Below are 21,473 nucleotides of genomic sequence, written 5' to 3' on the forward strand. Positions count from 1 at the left end.
GACGTTGCGACCCGGTTTCGACGCATCATTAGAATTAAATTTCTGCGATCAATAGGACATCAACCAGATCACGGATACCACAATGAAATTCGCTCAGATTCTCGCTACCGCAGGCATCATTCAGGCAGTTCTCCTCACTGGCGCAATGGCCGGAGAAAATCTCGACGCCATCAAGTCGGCTGGTGTCTTGAAAATTGGGACTGAAGGCACCTATGCGCCGTTTACCTATCACGACAAGGACAACAAGCTCGTTGGTTTCGACGTCGAAATCGGTGAAGCGGTTGCCGCCAAGCTCGGCGTTAAGCCGGAATTCGTTGAAGGCAAATGGGATGGTCTCATCGCAGGTCTTGATGCCAAGCGTTATGACGCCGTCATCAATCAGGTAGGCATTACCGAAGAACGCCAGAAGAAATTCAACTTCTCCAATCCCTATATCGTTTCGAAGGTCGTTCTGATCGTCAACGACAAGAACGATACGATCAAGGACTTTGCGGATCTCAAGGGCAAGAAATCGGCTCAGTCCCTCACCAGCAACTATGGGAAACTGGCGAAGGAAGCTGGCGCCGAACTCGTTGCTACTGATGGCTTCGACCAGTCGATCCAGCTGGTTTTGACCGGCCGCGCCGACGCCACACTTAATGACAGCTTGTCATTCCTCGATTTCAAGAAGCACCAACCGAAGGCACCGGTCAAGGTTGTCGCCGAAAAGGAAAATGCGGATGCGTCCGGCATTATTGTCCGCAAGGGCGACGACGAACTCGTGGCGGCCATCAACAAGGCCCTCGATGAAATCAAGGCCGACGGCACCTACGACAAGATTTCGCAGAAATATTTTGGCCAGGACGTCTCCAAGTAAGCGTCGTCTCGGTTCATGCCGCGAAGCCGGAAGCTACTTCCGGCTTCGTTTTATTGTGAGCGCGAAAAACTATTCCAACGACATGAATGCCAGACTGTATAAGATATGAGCGCCCAGCTTCATTTCAGTCTGACGCTTAGATATTGATGAGGAGCCGAAGAACGTGCCCGACTGGCTTCAACTAATGGCGGAGTCCCTGCCCACCCTTCTGTGGGCTGGATTGATTTTCACCATCCCCCTCACTCTTTTGTCCTTTGCTTTCGGCCTTACGTTGGGCCTGTTGACAGCACTTGTACGGCTATTCGCGCCGCTCTGGCTTTCGTCCATCGCCCGCTTTTATGTCTGGATATTCCGCGGCACACCACTGCTTGTGCAGTTGTTCGTAATCTTTTACGGCCTGCCCAGTGCAGGCATCTATCTGGATGCTTTTCCTGCGGCGGTAATCGGCTTCACCCTAAGCGTCGGCGCCTATAGTTCGGAGATAATCCGGGCTGTGATATCAGCCGTTCCGAAAGGTCAATGGGAAGCCGCTTATTCCATCGGGATGAGTTGGCGTCAGGCCCTCTCGCGCACCATTCTGCCACAGGCGACCCGTACGGCAGTACCACCGCTTTCCAATTCCTTCATTTCCCTGGTGAAGGATACCTCGCTCGCCGCCGCAATCACAGTGCCGGAGCTTTTCCAATCAGCACAACGCATCGTGGCCACCACTTATGAACCTCTCATCCTCTATATCGAAGCGGCTCTGATCTATCTGGTGATGAGTTCCGTTCTCTCTGCCCTGCAGGTACGGCTGGAACGACGCTTCGGTCGCTATGGCGGCACGCTGGAGACAAACGCATGATCGAGCTGCAACACATCGTGAAGCGTTTTGACGACGCGGTCATTCTCAACGACATCAACGTTGCAATTGCAGAGGGAACGGTAACCGCGCTTGTGGGCCCGTCCGGCGGCGGCAAGAGCACGCTGTTGCGCTGCATCAATCTGCTGGAGGTACCGACCTCCGGCACTCTTGTTCTGGGTGGCCAGAGCCTCAGCTTCGAGCCTGACCGCAAGCCCAGCTGGCAAGCGATCCAGTCAATCCGCCGCCAGACGGGTATGGTTTTTCAGAACTTCCAGCTCTTTCCACACCAGACAGCGATCCAGAATGTGATGGAAGGACTCGTTACCGTCCTGAAATGGCCGAAGGACAGGGCCAAGGAACGTGCGATGGAACTGCTCACGAAAGTGGGCATGGCGCACAAGGCAGATGCCTGGCCTTCGACCCTTTCCGGTGGACAGCAGCAACGCATCGCTATTGCGCGTGCACTGGCACCCTCGCCGCGTGTGCTGTTATGCGACGAACCTACCTCGGCGCTCGACCCCGAGTTGGCATCAGAGGTCGTTGATGTTCTGAGCAAGCTCGCCCGGGAAGGCACAACCATGGTGATCGCGACACATGATCTGCGGCTTGCATCGAAGATTGCAAAAAATGTCGTCTTCCTCGAGTCGGGCAATATTGTTGAAACCGGCTCCGCACACGAAGTTTTCACCCGGCCTACGCGTGAGCGCACGAAACAATTCGTCGCGACAATCAACGCAGCCCATACTTACGATATTTAACCTGTAGCCAGGTCGGTTCCGTAAGGGCTTTCGCCACCAGCGAAAGCCCTCGGCACGCCGTTGGTTCAAATTTCATACGTGTATTCGAAATTTTCCGGCGGCTCCCGACAGCCTGCCCCTTGGTAAAACAGAAAACCACTGTTACATTATGCACAACGTAGAAATTGAAGCGCCTTGCTTGCGTCCTCACAGGTTCGCGCGGCGCCATAAGGACAAGAACCTTGAAGAACCCCGACGAGCGCACCGCAGAAACGGTGCATCAAGGGGCGTCCGGCGGACAATCGGGCAATTCGCAAGCCTGGAATCCGTCCGATAACGGCAAGCGCAGACCGCGCAAAAAAGCCGTTGCAGATATCGGTAATGCCCGTAGTGCATCCGATTCAGGACGCTCAAAAGCACAGGACGAAACCGAAGGCACGAGTTCGCAGGCCCAGCGTAAACGTGCGCGTCGGCGTCGGCGCGGCAAGTCCGTGCCAGCCCTTGAAACCTCGTCACAAAAGCCAGCCGCTACAGATCCGGGCAACAACCAACAGCGGTCTTCCGGGAAAATCTCGAATCGCCGCCGGCGTGCACGTAAAAAGAAGCAATCGCGGCAACTTGGTGCTCAGACGCCGCCGGCAGCTGAAGTATCGGTCAAGACTTCGCATAATGCTGTGCGTGCAGAGAACCCGCACGTCCCTGTCCAAAACAAGCGTAAGGGCACCAATGGCCAGACGCCCAGAGCCAGCAACGGCGTGCAGCACGACAAGGGTGATGCCCCCCTTTACGCAGCTTTGGATCTCGGCACCAACAATTGCCGGTTGCTGGTAGCATCCCCGACAAGACCTGGTCAGTTCCGGGTCGTGGATGCGTTTTCGCGGATTGTGCGGCTTGGGGAAGGCTTGAGCGCCACCGGTCGGCTCAGTGACAATGCAATGGATCGCGCAGTGGAAGCGCTGAAGATTTGCCGCGACAAACTGGCAGGGAAAAAAATCAGACGGTCGAGGCTGATCGCGACCGAAGCCTGCCGTTCGGCATCGAATGGCGAGCAGTTTCTGGAACGAGTCCGTGCGGAAACCGGTCTTGAACTGGAGATCGTGGACCGGCAAACAGAGGCCCGCCTGGCAGTTTCTGGGTGCGGCACTCTGGTAACTCGTGAAACGGATGCCGTGGTGTTGTTCGATATTGGCGGCGGTTCTTCAGAAATCGCCCTGATCGATGTTTCCCGTCGACGGTCCCCACGCCTTGCCGAGCACATCATGGCCTGGACGTCTCTTCCCGTCGGCGTCGTGACGCTGGCAGAACGTTTCGGCGGACGGAATGTCACGCAGGAAAGCTTCGATTCCATGGTTTCCCATGTAACCGATCTGCTTGCGCAATTTGCCGAGCGGCAGTGCCTTGGGAACCTTACCGCCAGCCCGCGCTTCCATCTGCTTGGCACATCCGGAACTGTGACCACTCTGGCCGGAATACATCTCGGACTTGAACGCTACGACCGTCGGCGAGTCGACGGAATGTGGATGGGCGCCGAAGACGTAACGCAAATGACCAACCGCCTGCTGTCGTGGGATTTTGATGCACGCGTAGCCAACCCGTGTATTGGCGCGGATCGCGCCGATCTGGTATTGGCAGGCTGTGCTATCCTTGACGCAATACGCAAAGTGTGGCCGAGCGAGAAGCTACTCGTTGCCGACCGTGGTCTGCGTGAAGGCATTTTGACCGAACTGATGTCGCGCGATGGCGCATGGCGGCACAATCGCGCAACAGGCGCTAGAAACAGGCACTGATGATGAGCAAGACAGGCGGCAATAAAAGCGGAGTGAAAACTGGCGGTCGCGGGGGCGCGGGCTCCAGCAATCTGCAGGTGCGCGTGAAGAAAAAGGCAGGCACGATCAAGGAATCGTCGCGCCGTTGGCTTCAACGCCACCTGAACGATCCTTACGTGCATAAGTCCAAGCAAGACGGCTATCGTTCACGTGCGGCCTACAAGCTCATTGAAATCAACGACCGTTATAATCTGCTCAAAAAAGGCCAAAAGATCATCGATCTCGGGGCCGCGCCGGGCGGGTGGTCCCAAATTGCGGCCAAGGTTGTCGGTTCAACCGACGAAGACCCGCACGTCGTTGGCATAGACTATCTCCACGTCGATCCCCTTCCCGGCGTCGTTCTGCTGGAAATGGATTTTCTGGACGACGAAGCACCGCGGAAGCTGATGGAAGCTCTGGGAGACAAACCCGATCTGGTCATTTCGGACATGGCTGCCCCGACCACCGGCCACCGCCGTACCGATCATCTGCGCACCGTACATCTTTGCGAAGTCGCTGCCGATTTTGCCATTTCGGTTCTAAAGCCGGGTGGACATTTTCTTACAAAGACTTTCCAGGGCGGCACCGAAAACGAACTCCTGGCACTGCTCAAGCAGAAATTCCGCTCTGTGCATCATGTAAAGCCACCGGCATCCCGCGCCGAGTCCGTGGAGCTTTATCTGCTCGCTCGCGATTTCAAGGGCTAAGGCTTATTTTCCAGTGGAGGTACTCGCAGCTTCTATTGTTGCGTGCTCCTCGCTACGGTGTTTCTTGACGGTCGGCGCGGCTAGTTCCTTGCCAGCATCCGGCGCAAGCCGGGCAAACCAGAGAAAAGCCAAGGCCGAAACAGCGGCAACCACGAAGAAGCCGATGTGGAAATCTACGAGTTCGAGGTGGGCTCTGCGAAGAGATGTGCTGATCTCCAGAATACCACCTGCCAATGCGACCCCGATAGCGATGGAAACCTGCTGGGCAACGGCCGTGATGGGCGTAGCCTGACTGGTCTTTTCGTCGGGTATTTCCGCAAAGGCCAGCGCGTTGACCCCGGTGAAGAACAATGAGCGCGCAAAGCCTCCCACCAACAGAAAACCAATGATGATCCAGTAAGGCGTCGTTGGCGTAAACAGCCCATTGACCGCAATGAAGCAGGCCGAGATCAAAGAACCTGCCATCAGGGCGCGCCGGAAACCGACAAGGACAAAGATGCGCTTTGCACCGAATTTCATGCTGATCGCGCCAATTGCCGACACAAATGTCATCATGCCCGATTGAAAGGGTGTGTGACCGAAACCCAGCTGAAACATCAACGGCAACAGAAACGGAATGGCACCAATCCCAAACCGGAAAATGCTGCCACCAATAACCGCTGCGCGGAACACCTGATTATCAAAAAGCTTCAGGTTCAACAAAGGGTCGTCGACCCTTTTCGCATGCTGTAGATACAGAACCGTGCAGACGACACCGATTGCAAGGGTGGTAAAACCAACCGCAGGCGGCAAAGCTGGCAGACTGACTACCGACAGTCCGAACACCACCCCGGACATGGCGATGCCCGAAAGAAAAAAACCTGTCCAATCAAGTCGCTTTACGATGCGCTCGTCGTTATCTGGAAGGAACCGGCTGGCAAACCAGATCCCCACGAAACCGATCGGCACGTTGATGAGGAAAATCCAATGCCAGGTCAGGAATGTCGTGATGAAGCCGCCCACCGGCGGGCCGACAAGCGGCCCGACCATCGCAGGGATTGTCAGCCAGGCCATGGCTGAAACGAGTTCACTGCGTGGGGTCGAACGAATAAGGACGAGACGCCCAACGGGGGTCATCATCGCGCCGCCCATGCCCTGCAAAAACCGTGCAATGACGAAAGCGGTGAGTGAATTCGATGCGGCGCAAGCAACGGACCCAACCACGAACACCGCTATCGCCGCCCGAAACACATTCTTGGCTCCAAAACGATCAGCCATCCAGCCGCTGACGGGAATAAAAACCGCGAGCGCAACAAGGTAAGCCGTCAGCGCCAGCTTGAGCGCAATGGGGCTTGTGCCGATATCGGCTGCGATAGCGGGAAGCGAAGTCGAGATGACATTCGAATCCATCTGCTCCATGAACAGGGCTATGGCCAACACGAGAGGAATGATGCGATTCACGATGATATTCCGAATAAACGGGCACGAAAGGATCGGCAATTCTATGTAGCGCCCAACTAATTATTGCTAGCCGAACGGCGTCACAATGCAGTGAATGCGCGATAAAATCAGTCATTTCTCGCGGTTTAGGCTCAAGACGATCGCCGTAGACCGGCACCGGAATGCCTCACGCGAGATTTCAGCCGTTCACATTTGTGTAAAACAGGGTTGCGCTTCCCGTAACAGCTTGTTACATTTCGTTACAGTTTCACGAAGCTTCGAACCGGGTGGGGGGCCGCTCCGGTTCAAGGAGGTAGGAAATGAACGATATTACAAGAACCGCTATCATCTATGGAATGATGATCATTTCGCTCAACACTGCCCTCGCAGTCGGTCTTCTCGGACTTGATTTCCTGCGTTAACGCGCCCCAAGCAAGTTTTTGCCCTCCAGGCACTCATGAAAAAGAGCGTTTCCATTCATTGGAAGCGCTCTTTTCATTTCCAGCGGTTGAAATGCGCAACCCCGAGACTGCCCTGTCCGAGCCACGGGTCAGAGAATGCGGGCCTGACTGTTCGGATCGAAGAAAACCGACTTGTCGAGATTGAAAGCCAGCCGGGCCGGCTGCCCTGCGGTGATGCGGGCATCGGCGCGTAGACGTGCCACGACATGCTTGCCGCCCAGACGCGTGACCGCGAACGTGTCGGAGCCCGCCGGCTCGACAACGTCGATAAGGCAGTCGCCTTCCACGATTGCGTCGGCATTGCGGTCTGCTCCATCGGGATCGGTCAATGCCTCGGGGCGGATGCCGAACACGATATCCTTGCCTTCATAGGCACCGAGACCCTGCGGTGCTGTCTTCAACGGAAGCTTGAGCGGTTCGCCCTCACCGCGCTTGAGATTAATCGCATAACCCGAACCATTTTTTTCGACCTGTGCTGTCAGCAAATTCATTGCTGGGGAGCCCATGAAATCGGCAACGAACATGTTGGACGGGTTATTATAAATCTCGGCCGGCGTGCCGAACTGCTGCAAGATTCCATCCTTCAGGACTGCAATCTGGGTAGCCAGCGTCATCGCCTCGATCTGATCGTGCGTCACATATACGATCGTGGTCTTCATCCGGCTATGCAGCCGTTTGATTTCCGTGCGCATATCAACGCGCAGTTTTGCGTCGAGATTCGATAGCGGTTCATCAAAAAGGAAGACCTGAGGATTGCGCACCAGAGCACGCCCCATGGCCACGCGCTGACGTTGGCCACCGGAAAGCTGGCTCGGCTTGCGATCCAGCAAATGACCGATCTGGAGTATGTCGGCGACTTCCTGAATAGCCTTGTCACGCTCGGCCTTTGGAACCTTGCGAATTTCCATGCCGAAAGCGATGTTCCCGGCAACCGTCATATTCGGGTAAAGCGCATAGGACTGGAAGACCATTGCAATATCGCGCTGCGACGGATGCAGCCCTGCAATAGACTTGCCGTTGATTGAGATGTCCCCGGAAGTGATGGGCTCAAGCCCAGCAATCGTGTTGAGCAGCGTGGACTTGCCGCAGCCGGACGGCCCGACGAGAACCAGAAAACCGCCTTCGTCGATCTCGATATTGATATCCTTCAAAACCGAAACATTGCCGTAGGACTTGTAGAGGTCGGATATTTTCAGAAAAGACATTTGCAACTTATCCCTTAACGGCGCCGGACATCAGGCCTCGTACAAAATAGCGGCCGGAAACAATGTAGACGATCAGCGTCGGCAGAGCAGCGAGGATGGCTGCTGCAAAATGGACGTTGTACTCCTTGACGCCGGTGGAGGAGGAAACCAGATTGTTGAGTGCTACCGTCATCGGGGTAGAATTCGCACCCGAGAAGGAAGCACCAAACAGGAAGTCATTCCAGATATTGGTGAACTGCCAGATCACGGAAACGACAATGATCGGTCCTGAGGATGGCAGCAAAATCCGCCAGAATATCTGGAAAAAGCTTGCCCCGTCGATCTGGGCTGCGCGAACCAGTTCCGTTGGAAAAGCCTCGTAGTAGTTGCGGAAATAAAGCGTCGTGAACCCGATACCGTACACCACGTGCACGAGGATCAGCCCCCAGATCGTGCCGGCAATTCCCAGGAAACCAAGAACGCGCGCCATAGGAATGAGCACGATCTGAAATGGGATAAAGCACGACAACAACAGCAGGCTGAAGAAGATATCTGAGCCGCGAAATTGCCATTTGGTCAGTACGTAGCCGTTCAACGCGCCAACAATGGTCGAAATAGCAACCGCCGGCACGACCATAAGGATCGAGTTGATGAAGAACGGCTTCAACCCGGTAGGCTGCACCCCGATCTGGGCAGTGGACCAGGCCGATAGCCATGGCTCGATGGTCCACTGTTGCGGCAGGTTCAACATTCCCCCTTGACGGATTTCCTCGAGGGGTTTGAACGAGTTAACCAGCATCACATAGAGCGGCAGCAGATAGTAGAAAGCGAAGACCAGCAACGCGGTATAGATCAGCGCCCGTGTCAGCTTTCCACTGCTGATGGCATTGTCTTGCGATTGGGCGCTCATGACCGCGACCCTCCGCGAATTTCCGAATAAAGGTAAGGGATGATGATCGAGAAGATCATGACCAGCATGATAATAGCGGACGACGCGCCGATACCCATCTGGTTCCGCGTGAAGGTGTAGGAATACATGAAAGTTGCTGGCAGTTCCGTGGCCTGTCCCGGTCCACCGCCGGTCAACGCGATAACAAGGTCATATGCCTTGATCGCAAGATGAGCGAGAACCACGAAAGCGGATAGAAACACCGGGCGCATCAACGGAATGATGATGCGGCGATAGATTGTTCCGGTTGACGCACCGTCGATCTGGGCTGCCTTGATGATTTCGTTATCTACCCCACGCAAGCCCGCGAGAAACATCGCCATCACAAATCCGGAGGACTGCCACACCGCAGCAATCACCAGACAGTAGATTGCCATGGTATTGCTCTTGATCCAGTTGAAGGAGAAACTCTCCCAACCCCATAAATGCATTGTGTTTTCCAGTCCAATGCCTGGGTCGAGGAACCACTTCCATGCCGTTCCGGTAACGATGAAGGACAGGGCCATCGGGTAGAGGTAGATCGGCCTAAGGATGCCTTCGCCGCGTATCTTCTGGTCAAGAAGGATCGCCAGAAATAATCCGATCACCGAACAGATAATGATGTAGAGCGAGGCAAAAATCGCAAGATTGGTGATCGCACGCCACCAATGGGGCAAAGCCCATAATTTGGTATAATTCGCAAGTCCGACGAAACCAAAGGACGGCAGCATTCGGCTATTGGTGAGGGAAAGGATGCCGGTATAGATTATGAAACCGTAGACGAACACGAGCACTATCAAAAAGCTCGGTCCCAGAACCAGCTTTGGCACCAGTTCCTGTAATCGGCTGTTACGCTGCATATTTGCGCCACCCTGTTTACGTCGCCCGCTTAGCCCACATCAGCAGGCTGTCCGTCCGGACGTCTGTTTGATCAGCATTCCAACGCGTCAGCATTATGCGCAACAGAATGCACCCGATAAGCTCAGTCTGCCGCCGTCTCCGATGGAAACATGCAGACGTCCATCATGCAATTATTGTTTTGATTTCCGGCTCTTGCTGCCACCGCTTCCAACATCTGGAGCACGGAGATAATGGCGTCCGGGAACACTCCCGGACGCTCTCGCTGTTATTTCGCAGCTTCAACTGCCGATACGAGTTCCTTGACAGCGTCTTCAGATGAGAGCTGGCCGTTGAACTGACGTGTGACGACGTCATAGATGGCGTTCTTGACCGCAGCCGGGTTGGCGTAGCCGTGTGCCATGGAACCCAGCATCGTACCCTTTTCGCTCGCTTCCCTCTCGTCAGCGATGGCCTTCTTGCCGCAAGCATCGAAGTCGGTATCAGGTACATCGGTACGGGCTGGGGCAGAGCCCTTCACCACGTTAAAGGCCGATTGGAATGTCGGGCTTTCGATCGCGGACGCCATTTCCAGCTGCGCCGGGACCTTGTCATCCGAAATCTTGAACATTGCAAACATATCGGAATTGAAGGTGATCGCGCCCTGCGTGCCTGGATAGCGGATGCAGACGAAGTCTTCACCCGGCTTCTTGCCAGCCTTGACAAACTCGCCCTTTGCCCAGTCACCCATGAACTGAAGACCGGCCTTGCCTTCAATAACCATAGCGGAAGCAAGGTTCCAGTCGCGGCCAGAGAAGTTGTCGTCAACATAGGAACGAAGCTTCGTCATACGGTCGAAAGCCTGCTTCATCGTATCGCTGCCGAGCGTGTCGGGATCAAGATCGACGAAAGCTTTCTTGTAGAAGTCCGTACCGAAGGAAAGTACGACGGCATCGAAAATTGTCGCGTCCTGCCACGGCTGACCACCGTGAGCGACAGGCGTGATCCCGTGTTCCTTGAACTTGTCAAGCAGCGCGATCAGTTCGTCCCAGTTTGCAGGCTCCTTGCCGCCAGCCTTGTCGAGCGCGGCCTTGTTGATCCACATCCAGTTGGTGGAGTGGACGTTGACAGGCGCCGCAATCCAATGGCCGTCATACTTTGCGAATTCCTGCAGAGGAGCCGGAATAACTTTTTCCCATCCTTCCTTGGTGGCGATCTCGTCAAGATTGCCAAGAGCACCCTGCTCTGCCCAGTCGCGAATATCGAATCCGAGCATCTGCACAGCCGTCGGCGCGTTGCCTGCCGTGACACGTGCGCGCAACACCGTCATAGCTTCCGTGCCGCCGCCGCCAGCCACCGGCATATCGGTCCAGCTGATGCCCTTCTTTTCAAGATCCTTCTTGAGAACGTCGAGCGCGGCGGCTTCACCGCCGGCGGTCCACCAGTGCAGAACTTCAACATTCTGCTTATCTTGGGCGTTGGAAATCGGCGACATTCCAGCGAGCAAAGCGCAGGCGGCCGTACCCATCGCAGCGAGCTTCAAAAGTTTATGCATATCTACCTCCCGTAGAAACCAACAAAACTAACTAACGGATATCCGGGCAGGCTCTCGCTTCTGCGCGGCGATCCATCGCGTCATTCCCATCCGGGCCTCCTCGGCACGGATCCGAAACCGGCTGCTTCGCATATCCGGTTCCTCGCTTTTCCACTGCCGCAACAAAATGCGAAAGCTGCCGCTTTCGCCTGCGCCCAGCCACCCTCACGACGTACTAACCGAGATCCTCCATCTTACTCTTACGCCGCTTCACCCGAATTGACAACGTTGTCTTTATGGGACGCGAAGGTATCCCCAAGACAAGCTGTGACGCACAGGATAGGCCCAAACCCCATCGGCGTGTCAATATGCTCGAAAGATAAAACGGGAGAAATTCAATCGAATAAACCATGGGTAGCACTCCCTGCCTAGAAACTCCCTAGAAATTCAAGGATTAATTGCTTGAGACGCTGCAATTTTCCAAGGCGGATTCGACCATGAAATAACAGCGCGGAAATTTCTCACGCCATACTGGACAAGACCGCGAGGAGATCATAATTTCAGGCCGCTCGCACAATGGTGTGCGGGCTTGTTCTCGGGGCGGGGTGAAACTCCCCACCGGCGGTATGAAGCGATAGTTTCGAGCCCGCGAGCGCCTGAACACATGCCGATTCGGTTATGGTTCAGGGTCAGCAGATCCGGTGAGATGCCGGAGCCGACGGTTAAAGTCCGGATGGAAGAGAGCGATTGAACGTCAGGATCGTGTCATTCCGGCACTGTCCATGCGTTCTGTTGTGCGCCCTGATTCTAGTTTCGTGAGGACCTATGAACCAGAGCTATCCGAACAAGACTTCATTCAAAATTGCATTTATTCAAGCCCGTTGGCACTCCGATGTTGTCGATGAGGCCCGCAAAAGCTTTATTGCCGAACTCTCGGCAAAAGCTGGTGCCAATGTGGAAGTCGAAATTTTCGACGTTCCCGGCGCCTATGAAATCCCCCTTCATGCCAAAACCCTGGCCAAGACTGGAAAATACGCCGCTATCGTCGGTGCGGCTTTCGTGGTGGACGGCGGCATTTACCGGCATGATTTCGTGGCAACTGCCGTCATTAACGGCATGATGCAAGTTGGGCTGGAGACTGAAGTTCCAGTGCTCAGCGTGGTCCTGACGCCGCATCATTTCCATGAAAGCAAGGAGCACCACGATTTCTTCCATGCCCACTTCAAGATCAAGGGCGTGGAAGCAGCGAATGCTGCTTTGCAACTTGTGAGTGAGCGTAGCCGTATTGCTGCGTTAGCGTAACGTGCGCTGACCGGCCTTTAAGAAAAGGCCGGTCCTTCTCCAATGATGCGCTCACGATGCGCATAAAGGTCGAAGTCGTCACCACGCACCAGTGCAACAAGCGTCAGGTTCGCTTCATCAGCCGTCCGAATGGCCAAAGCGGTTGGCGCAGAGATCGCAGCCAGAACAGGCGCGCCGAACATAACGGCTTTCTGCACCATTTCCACAGAAACGCGACTGGTAATTACAACGATACCGTCTTCTGGCGAGCACCCGATAAGCAAAACAGCCCCCACAAGTTTGTCCAATGCGTTGTGGCGCCCGACATCCTCGCGAACGGCGATAAGCCCATTGCCAGGAACATAAAAACCCGCCGCATGAACGGCATGGGTCTGAGAGTTCAATCGCTGCTCGTCTGCCAGAGATCCGACAGCTTGCGAAATATCGTGGGGAGAAAATGTTCGACCGCTTTGCTCCAAGGCCTGTAGGGACCGCAACGCATGGTCAATCGAGTCTATCCCGCAAAGACCACAGCCAACGGGGCCAGCCATGAACCTGCGTCGCGCGGCAAGCCTCTGTTCAGGCCGTTCAGACAATCTAATCTGTATGTCGATGCCCTTCTCAAATGCCACGACCTCGACGGTTTCAATCTCGGAAATATCGTCCACAATATTTTCGGTAAGGGTGAAACCGATCCCGAAGTCCTCAAGATTATCGGGGGTAGCCATCATCACGGCCTGGGTAGAACCGTTATAGCTCACCGCCACGGGCACTTCCTCCGGCACCACTCGCTCACCCTCATGGAAGCCCGACGCACGGTGGGCGATACGTGGAGTACTCCGGCTAACTTTGTGGATCGTCATCTCAACCGCTCTCCCGTCACCGCGCCCATTTTTCCCGGCAGTTTCATGTGGCATGAAAACAACTTTAATGTAAGTTGCCACCGGACAAGCCGTCGCAAGTTGGGCGGCAAGCGAGGAAAACATGGATATTCGCCAGATAGACGACAATTATTCGGTTTCAGGGCAAATCGAACCCGACGATGTGCGCGACATCGCTGCAGAGGGATTTCGCACGATCATCTGCAACCGGCCCGATGGCGAGGGAGGCCCCCAGCAGCCCGAATTCAGCGAAATTGCACGCGTCGCAGAAAAAGCAGGACTTGCAACCTATTATATTCCGGTCGTCGGCGGTCAGTTGACGCAAGAAGATGTGGATGCGATGGCAGCAGCACTGGACGAAGCCGAAGGGCCCATCCTTAGCTACTGCCGATCAGGTGCACGCTCTACGAATGTTTACGGGATAGTGCAGAGCCAAAAGCGCGGATAAAGAACGAGCGCAGGCTATGTGGGCGGTGGAGCCGCAAAGGCATTTCGAGGGTCTTTGCAAACATGGCGATCACCGTCCCGAAAGCCGGGCGCGACCCGAATGGACGGCGCGCGATGTGTGGGCACAGTACTGGCGATAATAGCTCATGCCGGTACGTGTGACAGTCGCGACAACGCCGCCGAGAACCAAAAGCCAACCAATTGCCTGCGGCCAGTTGAAGCTTTCAATTCCGCCGCTCAGCGCGACAATGAAGATACCGGCCCAGAGCAACGCTGCCGTCCGGCGCCAGAATACAGGGTTAAGCTCGTCGAACACGGCCTTCCACAGCGAGTGAACAAGGCAGGCGAAGAAAAGGGCAGCGGCCAGACCGATATTGAGCAACTCGACCGGAAGCCATTGTTGCGAGGTGAGCATCGTTTCCATCATCCACTTGACTAAATTCGTATCCAAGAAATCCGCCAGAACGTTTCTTGCGATCCGAGTACTATTACTGTTCGTCCTATTCAGCTTTCGCTTTGTGGCCGCAACGTGTTACAAGCATGGAAAGCTCCCCCGGATAAATTCACTTATTATTGCGTTCACGCGAAATATCGTGTTGAAAACATTGCCCTATTCTGGGTGCTATGCCAGATCAAGGACTACGCAACCCCTTCCATTGCTTAACGAATTTGCGGTTCCGAGCCGTCGGCGCTTCGCTGCAATGTTCCGTTCACAATCGCATCAGATAACAGCTTTGTAACAATTCGGCACAGCAAGGCAGCCTTTAGAAATAGCGAAACCTCGCGGTTATTCACAAGGATCGGGCTTCTTAGCTGGCTTTTACTTGCCCCACAGCCGTTTTGTTGAGGCAGCGCGACGGGTCGATTGGAGCGGGCGCATTAGCCGGCCGGCCGAAAAGAAAGCCTTGAACCTGTTCACAGCCCTCTTCGATCACCATGCGGTGCTGGTCAAAGGTTTCGATCCCCTCGGCCACGACCGGCAGATCGAGACTGCGACCAAGCCCGACAATGGCTCGTACAATTGCTCTGGCGCTGACATCCGTTTCCATGCTGGTGATGAAGCTGCGGTCAATCTTGATCTTGTCGAATGGAAAACTTTGAAGATTGCTGAGCGATGAATAACCGGTCCCGAAATCGTCCATAACAATGCGAACTCCCGACTTCTTCATTCGACGCAGCAGTTCAAGAGTCGTCAGTCGATCCTTCATCAAAGCGGATTCGGTTACCTCCAGTTCCAGTCTCGTCGGATCAAGCCCGGTCTCTGCGATAACCGACCTGACGGTATCCGGCAGGCTGACGAGCCGGAACTGGACGGGAGACAGATTTACAGCGATGGACAGATGGCTCTCCCATTCGGCGGCCGTGCGGCAAGCCTCACGCAGAACCCATTCGCCCAGCGCCACGATTGTTCCCGTTTCCTCGGCAATAGGGATGAACACGTCCGGTGGTATCTGCCCGCGTTCCGGATGATTCCAGCGGACCAATGCCTCATAACCCGTACAACGCCCGTCAGACGTCGCAAACAAAGGTTGATAGGCGATACCGATCTGTCCCCGCACCATCGCGTGACGCAAATCCGCTTCTAGCTGGCGCCGCTCTCTTATCTCCTGATCCATTTCCGGGGAATAGAATGCAAATAATCCGCGCCCTTCCGTCTTCGCCCGATAGAGCGCGATATCTGCCGCATGCCGGATGGCTTCCGCATCCTTGCCATCATTTGGATATAGGGCAACGCCAATACTGACGCCGACAGCGGTCGGATCAAGCACGGTATTCAGCTCCAAGCGGAAGGCTTCCAGAATCTTCTCGCTCAGCTTCCGGGCACCTCTAGGCTGCGGGACGCCCACTTGCAGAATAATAAACTCGTCACCGCCGATGCGTGCGGCAGTATCTATGCCATTTACGCAGCGCTTCAGGATGCTGGAAACCGTCTTCAATACCCGGTCGCCTTCGGCGTGACCGAAAATGTCGTTCACAGCCTTGAACCGGTCCAGATCGAGTGCCAGCACGGCGAAAGGCTCGCGGCTGGGACGCGCAACGGCATTCGCCAACCTTTCCTCAAAAAACATGCGGTTGGGCAGATCGGTGAGCGCGTCATGACGCGCCATGTGCTCAATCTGGCGTTGAGCTGCGCGTTTTTCGGTAAGATCGCGTACGGCGAGCACCTCGCAAGGACGTCCCTGATATTCGATGGCATGGACCGCAAGCTCAAAAATGCGTTCATCATTGGGAAACCTTGGAGCCGCCTCGATAGCCTCGGCACGGCGAGCACAGACCGGAAGCCCGTCAGCCGCCAATAACAAAGTATCGGGTTCAATACCCATCAGCGACTTTTCGCTTCTCCGCATGAGCTCAGAGAACCGGGCATTCATCTCGACTATCCCGCCATCCCGTATAACGACCAAACCGTCTAATGTGGCGTTTGCAAACCCCTTCAAGTCCGTCATGTAACGGTCTATAAACACGGCAGAAATTGTCGCCAGCGCCACGCTACACACCACTGCCGCGATGGCAACAACGAGCCAGAGGCGTCCGATCCCAAGCGGATCGGCCGCGGGAAGAGTGGGGTTTGGGACCAGTTCAGTCGAGGCAACCGCGGTGAAATGGAGTGTGCAAACAGCGAGTATGCCTCCTACGGTCGGAAGCAGAATACGTGACCAGCCGGAAGCATTCGTCACAAACCAGAAAGCGGCCAGCAAAATCAGGACCGAGATTGCGCCGCCCACGAAGATCGGTGGAAGATCATAGTGTATGTCAGCCGCTGCTTTGATCGCACTCATGCCTGTGAAATGCATTGCGGCTATCGATAGCGTCGCCGAAATGGCCGCCATCAGAGCATATTTCAGCGCAGCACCCTTAAGTAGATGTAGGCTCAACCAAAAACCGAGAACAGCCGTCGCCGCCGAAAGAACGGTGGCGGTAAAATCAAACTCGATTGCTACGGTGCCGCTGTAAGCGAGCATCGCCACAAAGTGGGTTGCCCACACGCCAACTCCACCGGCAAAAGCACTGATTGCGAGCCAGTTGTCACGGCGGCTCCTGGTGCATTCGCGCGCGCGGGCCAGCAACAGGAAAAATGCAAACATGCTTGCAAATGAAATGGATGCAGCCAGAACCACAAAAGGCTGATCGTGCTGTACAGTCACGCATTCCAGAACTTTGAACATGCAGCCCCCTGCCCCGCCTAAGGTGCAGTTCTTGTTAAATACAACCAGAAGCACTATCCCGACTGTGCTTGGTTCCCCGAATAAAAGTATCGATAACTATTTAAGCAATCCTGAATTATCGATTTTGTCACCTGTTGTTGCTGTTAATGGCAGGAGATTAAACACGCTTACCGAAGCGCCTACCGACACGCGCAAGCAATATCACCGGTAAAATTCCGACCGTCACGATGGCGAGGGCGGCAAGGGAGGCTTCTTCGTATGTTCCGCGTGCGGCCTCGCCATAAAGATGCGTTGCGAAAGTCTCGACGTTGAGGGGGCGCAGCAGAAGTGTTGCAGGCAGTTCTTTCACACAGTCTACGAATACGAGGAGACCCGCCGCCACGATGGCTGTTTTCGATAGTGGCAAATGAACTGCGCAAAACGTTTCGGTAACGCCACGCCCGAGCGTGCGCGAAGCATGATCCAGTGACACGGGTATGCGCTCCAGCCCGGAATCGATGCCACCTGCGGAGATGGCCAGAAATCGAACGACATAGGCATAGATGACCGCCGCGCCTGTCCCGATCAGCACCAGCCCTGCCGAATAACCGAAGACATGCGATGTGAACAGATTGAAAAATTGATCGAAGCTACCGGCCACCACCAAAATGCCGATGGCGATAACGGTCCCCGGAGCCGCATATCCCATCGTGGACACGCGATACGACCAGCGTGAAACAGCCCCCGGGAAAAGCCGGACAGCATATGCAACAAATATTCCGCATATCAGCACCAACGCTGTAGCCACTGACGCGAGCACAACGGTATTGAAAGCTTCGCCAACCAATCGCGGAGAGATACCGGCAAAACGGGCGCGCTTCACCGCTTCCACGACCAGATAAATTGCCGGCAGAACAAATCCAATGACGACTGGAAGGGAGCAGAGACAGAACAACCAGACGCCCCGCCCGTTCCTGACGCTCAATGGTTCGAAGCCACGCGAATGACGGATGTTGGAAGCAAAACGTTGCTTGCGTCGCCCCCAGCGTTCAATCGAAACAAGAGCAACCACCAGAAACAGGAGAGCGAGGGCCAATTGCGCAGCGCCTGGCAAATCCGAGCGCGTAATCCATGTGGTGTAAATCGAAACAGTCAATGTGCGCACGCCCAGGAATTCGGCGGCGCCTACATCATTCAGCGTTTCCATTAAAGCGAGACTGACCCCAACCGCTACGGCAGGCCGCGCGAGCGGCAATGCAACACGCCAGAAAATGCCCTTGCGGCTAACGCCCAAAGTTCTTGCCGCTTCGATAAGGCTGGCGGACTGAGTTAGAAACATTGCCCGTGTAGGGATATAGACATAGGGGTAGAGAACGAAGCCGAGAAGAATAATACATCCGGCCATTGAACGAATATCGGGCAAGCGGAACTGGCGCGGACTATCGTATCCCAGCATGAATCGCACCGCTCCCTGCACCGGACCAATAGGGTGCAGGATATCGAGATAGGCATAGGCAACGATGTAGGTCGGTACGGCCAAGGGCAGCAAAAGCGCCCATTCAAGCAGGCGCCGCCCGCGAAAATCATATGCCGTCACCAGCCATGCCGTTGACGTTCCTATGAAAGCGGCAATGATGCCGACACCGATAAGCAGAATTACCGTTTCGAGAAAAGCTGTCGCTAGATTGGTGGCGAGAAGGTGCGCCCAGAGCCCCGCAGATCCTTGTATGGCTTCAAAGGCAAGGGCAAGAACCGGAAGTAAAACCAGAACTGCAACCAATGCCGAGAGCCTTAGCCAGTTGCGTCCCGCTTTTGCGGGTCGCAAAACTCGTTTCCGGGTGGCTGCAAAAGCTTCCATTGGTCTCTCTATAGAGCATTTCCTGTTAGATCTTCGGAAATGCTCTATCCATTTGTTTTAATGCACGTCTTTGCCCGAACTAGCATCCGCTCTCGGGAGACGCGCTCTAGTACAACGCCGGCGCATGAAATGCACCGGCGCTGGTCTGGTTAGTTCATTCGGCTTTTAGTTATCAAAACCGACTTTGTCGACCAGTTCGCTTGCCTGCTTGCGATGGCTCACAATTTCCGAAAGCGGAACACTGTCGATCTTCAGTTCACCGAACGATTCCACGATTGGATCAAGCGGAGCGCCCGGCTTTACCGGATACTCGAAATTGGCCTTGGCGTAGAGCTGCTGGGCTTCGTCGGACACCAGATATTCGAGCAGCTTGACTGCTGCGTCCTTGTGCGGTGCATTCTTTGCAACGGCTGCGCCACTGATGTTGACCTGGGTTCCGCCATCCTTGAATGTCGGCAGCAGAACCTTGATGCCTTCGCCCCAGGTCTTCTGCTCGTCACCGCCCTTACCCGAACGCATCAGGCCGACATAATAGGAATTGGCAACGGCTATATCGCAAATGCCGCCTACGATATCCTTGGCACCATCACGATCGCCACCGGCAGCCTTGCGCGCAAGATTATCCTTGAGCCCCTTCAACCATTCTTCGGTCTTTTCCGGACCGTAATGCGCGATATAGTCCGCGAAGAGTGCTGTATTGTAAGGATGCTGGCCCGCACGGATGCAGATTTTGCCCTTCCACTTCGGATCGGACAGGTCCTCATAGTTGATCTTGTCGAGCTCGAGGTCTTTCGCGGCATAGACGATGCGAGCGCGCATGGACAATGCGAACCAGTTATCCTTGGCGTCGCGGAGCTGTTCCGGAACAGCTTCTTTCAGCACCTTGGAATCAACAGGCTGGGTGAGTCCCTTGTCGACGAGATCGACCAGGTTCCCGGCGTCGACCGTCATAAGAATGTCGGCGGGCGAGTTGGCGCCCTCAGAAGCTACGCGTTCTGCCAGACCGTCCTTCAGGAAAACCGTATTGACGGTAATTCCGGTAGACGATTTGAAAGCATCGAGCAGGGGCTGAATGAGGCCCGGTTCACGCGTCGTGTAAATGTTCACTTCATCTGCGTGGGCAGCTCCTGCAAAGAACGTTACTGCGGCGAGAGCAAGGCCAGAACGCGCGAACTTGGACATTTTACCTCCAGATGGACCTGTTTCATATTAAATTATGAGTTACGCAATCAAGTTATACGGTGCAGCGCACCGACGGTCAATTGCTGCAACACTTCGACAGCGGATATTTTCAGTCACTTGGGGAAAATCAGCGCCTTATCCCAATGCGGGCGTAGCACTATATCGTTGGAAGAAGCCGGAAGCCGCAGTTCGGTGCGTACACGCAGGCGCGGAGCCGCATCTGTTACCCGCACGACCAGTTCTTCGATTTCACCGAGAAAGGTGCGGGCTTCAATATGACCACGCAATGAAGCTTCGCCAGTCTCACTATCGGTCACAATCGTAAAGTCACGCGGACGCAGATAGGCAAACGCTTCAGCGTCGGGTCCAAACTGTGCACTTATGGCAATTTTCCCAAAGGGAGTTACCAGCCCATTACCCTCGACTTTTCCGGGTATCACATTGAAGTCACAGAAAAAATCCGCTGCATACCGGTTCACGGGCTGGTCATGAAGCTCGCGTGCCGGGCCATTCTGAACAACTTCGCCAGATCGCATCAATACGACACGATCTCCGGTCGACAGCGCCTCTTCGGCTTCGTGCGTTACGATAATCGCCGTTGTGCCAAGCTCCCTCAGCAAAGCCACTGTCTCACGGCGAACCCGGGCGCGCAGTCCTCTGTCAAGGTTCGAAAACGGCTCGTCCATCAGCAGAAGCTGTGGTTTCGGAGCAAGGGCCCGGATAAGTGCCACACGTTGCTGCTCGCCACCTGACAGCATGTGCGGATAGCGATCCGCCATGTGCGAGAGCGACACCAGTTCGAGAAGCTCTCCTGTCCGCGCATCCGCCGCGTGGCGGGGCATTCTTCGCAATCCGAACAGGATGTTTTCTCTTACCGTCAGGTGCGGAAACAAAGCGTAGTCCTGGAAGACGACACCCACGTTCCGTTTTTCAGGCTCAATAAAGACGGATGGGCCGACCAGCGCCTGCCCCCCCATGGTGAGTGTTCCACTGTCTGGAACATCGATGCCCGCGATAATGCGCAGCAGGGAAGTCTTACCGCAGCCGGAATGGCCGACCAGGCAAATTATCTCGCCCTCGTGAACATCGAGAGAGACATCATTGAGCGCACGCACAGCGCCAAACTGGCGGGTAATACCGGACAGAGTCAGTGCTGGGCCGGATTGCCCGAATACCTGTCTTTTATCATGCGGGTTGCGTGCTGCGTCCATAAGCAAGATCGCGTGTCCAGATTGCAGTTCAGGCGGATATAGAGACACATTCTCCAGAAAGCTACAAAAACAGGATGGATTATCTCAGGAATATCGCAACTAAGTATTGTGTAACAGGTTATCCGGTTGATCGTGAACAAAAAGCGAGCCATGTT

At 55.1% G+C, this 21,473-nt stretch carries 18 protein-coding genes and 1 riboswitch; of the genes, 7 read left to right on the forward strand and 11 right to left on the reverse strand.

Annotated features, from left to right (window positions below):
• Positions 1–82 precede the first annotated feature (82 nt).
• The 5 genes from ACOWVS_RS08870 to ACOWVS_RS08890 all read left to right on the forward strand — a co-directional run bounded on the left by ACOWVS_RS08870 (position 83) and on the right by ACOWVS_RS08890 (position 4,949).
• Positions 83–856, forward strand: coding sequence for an amino acid ABC transporter substrate-binding protein (locus tag ACOWVS_RS08870; protein WP_006469060.1), 774 nt, complete (start codon positions 83–85; stop codon positions 854–856).
• A gap of 163 nt (positions 857–1,019) precedes the next feature.
• Positions 1,020–1,700: an ABC transporter permease subunit gene (locus tag ACOWVS_RS08875; RefSeq protein ID WP_006469061.1), complete on the forward strand. Its 681-nt coding sequence runs from the start codon at positions 1,020–1,022 to the stop codon at positions 1,698–1,700.
• Positions 1,697–2,458 (forward strand): amino acid ABC transporter ATP-binding protein, encoded by a 762-nt coding sequence (locus ACOWVS_RS08880; RefSeq protein WP_006469062.1) that lies wholly within the window; start codon positions 1,697–1,699, stop codon positions 2,456–2,458. The genes ACOWVS_RS08875 and ACOWVS_RS08880 overlap by 4 nt, the downstream gene beginning before the upstream one ends.
• A 221-nt stretch (positions 2,459–2,679) precedes the next feature.
• A complete protein-coding gene (locus ACOWVS_RS08885) occupies positions 2,680–4,224 on the forward strand; it encodes a Ppx/GppA phosphatase family protein (RefSeq protein WP_006469063.1) in 1,545 nt (514 codons plus the stop codon).
• Between the two features lie 2 nt (positions 4,225–4,226).
• Positions 4,227–4,949: an RlmE family RNA methyltransferase gene (locus ACOWVS_RS08890; protein WP_006472653.1), complete on the forward strand. Its 723-nt coding sequence runs from the start codon at positions 4,227–4,229 to the stop codon at positions 4,947–4,949.
• A gap of 3 nt (positions 4,950–4,952) precedes the next feature.
• Here ACOWVS_RS08890 and ACOWVS_RS08895 read toward each other — a convergent pair whose 3' ends face one another.
• The 5 genes from ACOWVS_RS08895 to ACOWVS_RS08915 all read right to left on the reverse strand — a co-directional run bounded on the left by ACOWVS_RS08895 (position 4,953) and on the right by ACOWVS_RS08915 (position 11,333).
• Positions 4,953–6,389 carry a DHA2 family efflux MFS transporter permease subunit gene (locus tag ACOWVS_RS08895; protein ID WP_075041861.1) on the reverse strand — a complete coding sequence of 479 codons (1,437 nt, stop codon included), beginning with the start codon at positions 6,387–6,389 and terminating at the stop codon, positions 4,953–4,955.
• 529 nt (positions 6,390–6,918) lie between these two features.
• Positions 6,919–8,034, reverse strand: coding sequence for an ABC transporter ATP-binding protein (locus ACOWVS_RS08900; RefSeq protein ID WP_006472655.1), 1,116 nt, complete (start codon positions 8,032–8,034; stop codon positions 6,919–6,921).
• Between the two features lie 7 nt (positions 8,035–8,041).
• Positions 8,042–8,923: a carbohydrate ABC transporter permease gene (locus tag ACOWVS_RS08905; protein WP_075041860.1), complete on the reverse strand. Its 882-nt coding sequence runs from the start codon at positions 8,921–8,923 to the stop codon at positions 8,042–8,044.
• A complete protein-coding gene (locus ACOWVS_RS08910; protein ID WP_006469069.1) occupies positions 8,920–9,801 on the reverse strand; it encodes a carbohydrate ABC transporter permease in 882 nt (293 codons plus the stop codon). The genes ACOWVS_RS08905 and ACOWVS_RS08910 overlap by 4 nt, the downstream gene beginning before the upstream one ends.
• A 266-nt stretch (positions 9,802–10,067) precedes the next feature.
• Complete coding sequence (locus tag ACOWVS_RS08915; protein WP_075041859.1) at positions 10,068–11,333, reverse strand: ABC transporter substrate-binding protein; 1,266 nt, start codon at positions 11,331–11,333, stop codon at positions 10,068–10,070.
• Between the two features lie 566 nt (positions 11,334–11,899).
• Positions 11,900–12,061: riboswitch (FMN riboswitch) on the forward strand.
• Positions 12,062–12,137: 76 nt separating this feature from the next.
• Between ACOWVS_RS08915 and ACOWVS_RS08920 the strand changes: the two genes are divergently transcribed.
• Positions 12,138–12,614 (forward strand): 6,7-dimethyl-8-ribityllumazine synthase, encoded by a 477-nt coding sequence (locus tag ACOWVS_RS08920; protein ID WP_006469073.1) that lies wholly within the window; start codon positions 12,138–12,140, stop codon positions 12,612–12,614.
• A gap of 17 nt (positions 12,615–12,631) precedes the next feature.
• On the opposite strand, the gene fdhD is transcribed toward ACOWVS_RS08920, so the two are convergent.
• On the reverse strand, positions 12,632–13,456 hold the full coding sequence (gene fdhD, locus ACOWVS_RS08925; RefSeq protein WP_031346983.1) for a formate dehydrogenase accessory sulfurtransferase FdhD: 825 nt from the start codon (positions 13,454–13,456) through the stop codon (positions 12,632–12,634).
• A 121-nt stretch (positions 13,457–13,577) separates the two neighbouring features.
• Here fdhD and ACOWVS_RS08930 point away from each other — a divergent pair, with 121 nt between their 5' ends.
• Positions 13,578–13,922 (forward strand): TIGR01244 family sulfur transferase, encoded by a 345-nt coding sequence (locus ACOWVS_RS08930; RefSeq protein ID WP_006469075.1) that lies wholly within the window; start codon positions 13,578–13,580, stop codon positions 13,920–13,922.
• 69 nt (positions 13,923–13,991) lie between these two features.
• On the opposite strand, the gene ACOWVS_RS08935 is transcribed toward ACOWVS_RS08930, so the two are convergent.
• From ACOWVS_RS08935 to ACOWVS_RS08955, 5 genes are all read right to left on the reverse strand, one after another.
• Positions 13,992–14,348 (reverse strand): hypothetical protein, encoded by a 357-nt coding sequence (locus ACOWVS_RS08935; protein WP_021587277.1) that lies wholly within the window; start codon positions 14,346–14,348, stop codon positions 13,992–13,994.
• Between the two features lie 382 nt (positions 14,349–14,730).
• Positions 14,731–17,088 (reverse strand): bifunctional diguanylate cyclase/phosphodiesterase, encoded by a 2,358-nt coding sequence (locus ACOWVS_RS08940; protein WP_075041858.1) that lies wholly within the window; start codon positions 17,086–17,088, stop codon positions 14,731–14,733.
• 157 nt (positions 17,089–17,245) lie between these two features.
• A complete protein-coding gene (locus ACOWVS_RS08945) occupies positions 17,246–18,925 on the reverse strand; it encodes an ABC transporter permease (RefSeq protein ID WP_075041857.1) in 1,680 nt (559 codons plus the stop codon).
• Between the two features lie 165 nt (positions 18,926–19,090).
• Positions 19,091–20,107 (reverse strand): Fe(3+) ABC transporter substrate-binding protein, encoded by a 1,017-nt coding sequence (locus ACOWVS_RS08950; RefSeq protein ID WP_006469080.1) that lies wholly within the window; start codon positions 20,105–20,107, stop codon positions 19,091–19,093.
• Positions 20,108–20,220: 113 nt separating this feature from the next.
• A complete protein-coding gene (locus tag ACOWVS_RS08955) occupies positions 20,221–21,318 on the reverse strand; it encodes an ABC transporter ATP-binding protein (RefSeq protein WP_006472659.1) in 1,098 nt (365 codons plus the stop codon).
• Between the last annotated feature and the right edge of the window lie 155 nt (positions 21,319–21,473).

Origin of the sequence: Brucella sp. IR068 (assembly GCF_049065885.1) — a bacterium.
Classification (GTDB): domain Bacteria; phylum Pseudomonadota; class Alphaproteobacteria; order Rhizobiales; family Rhizobiaceae; genus Brucella; species Brucella intermedia.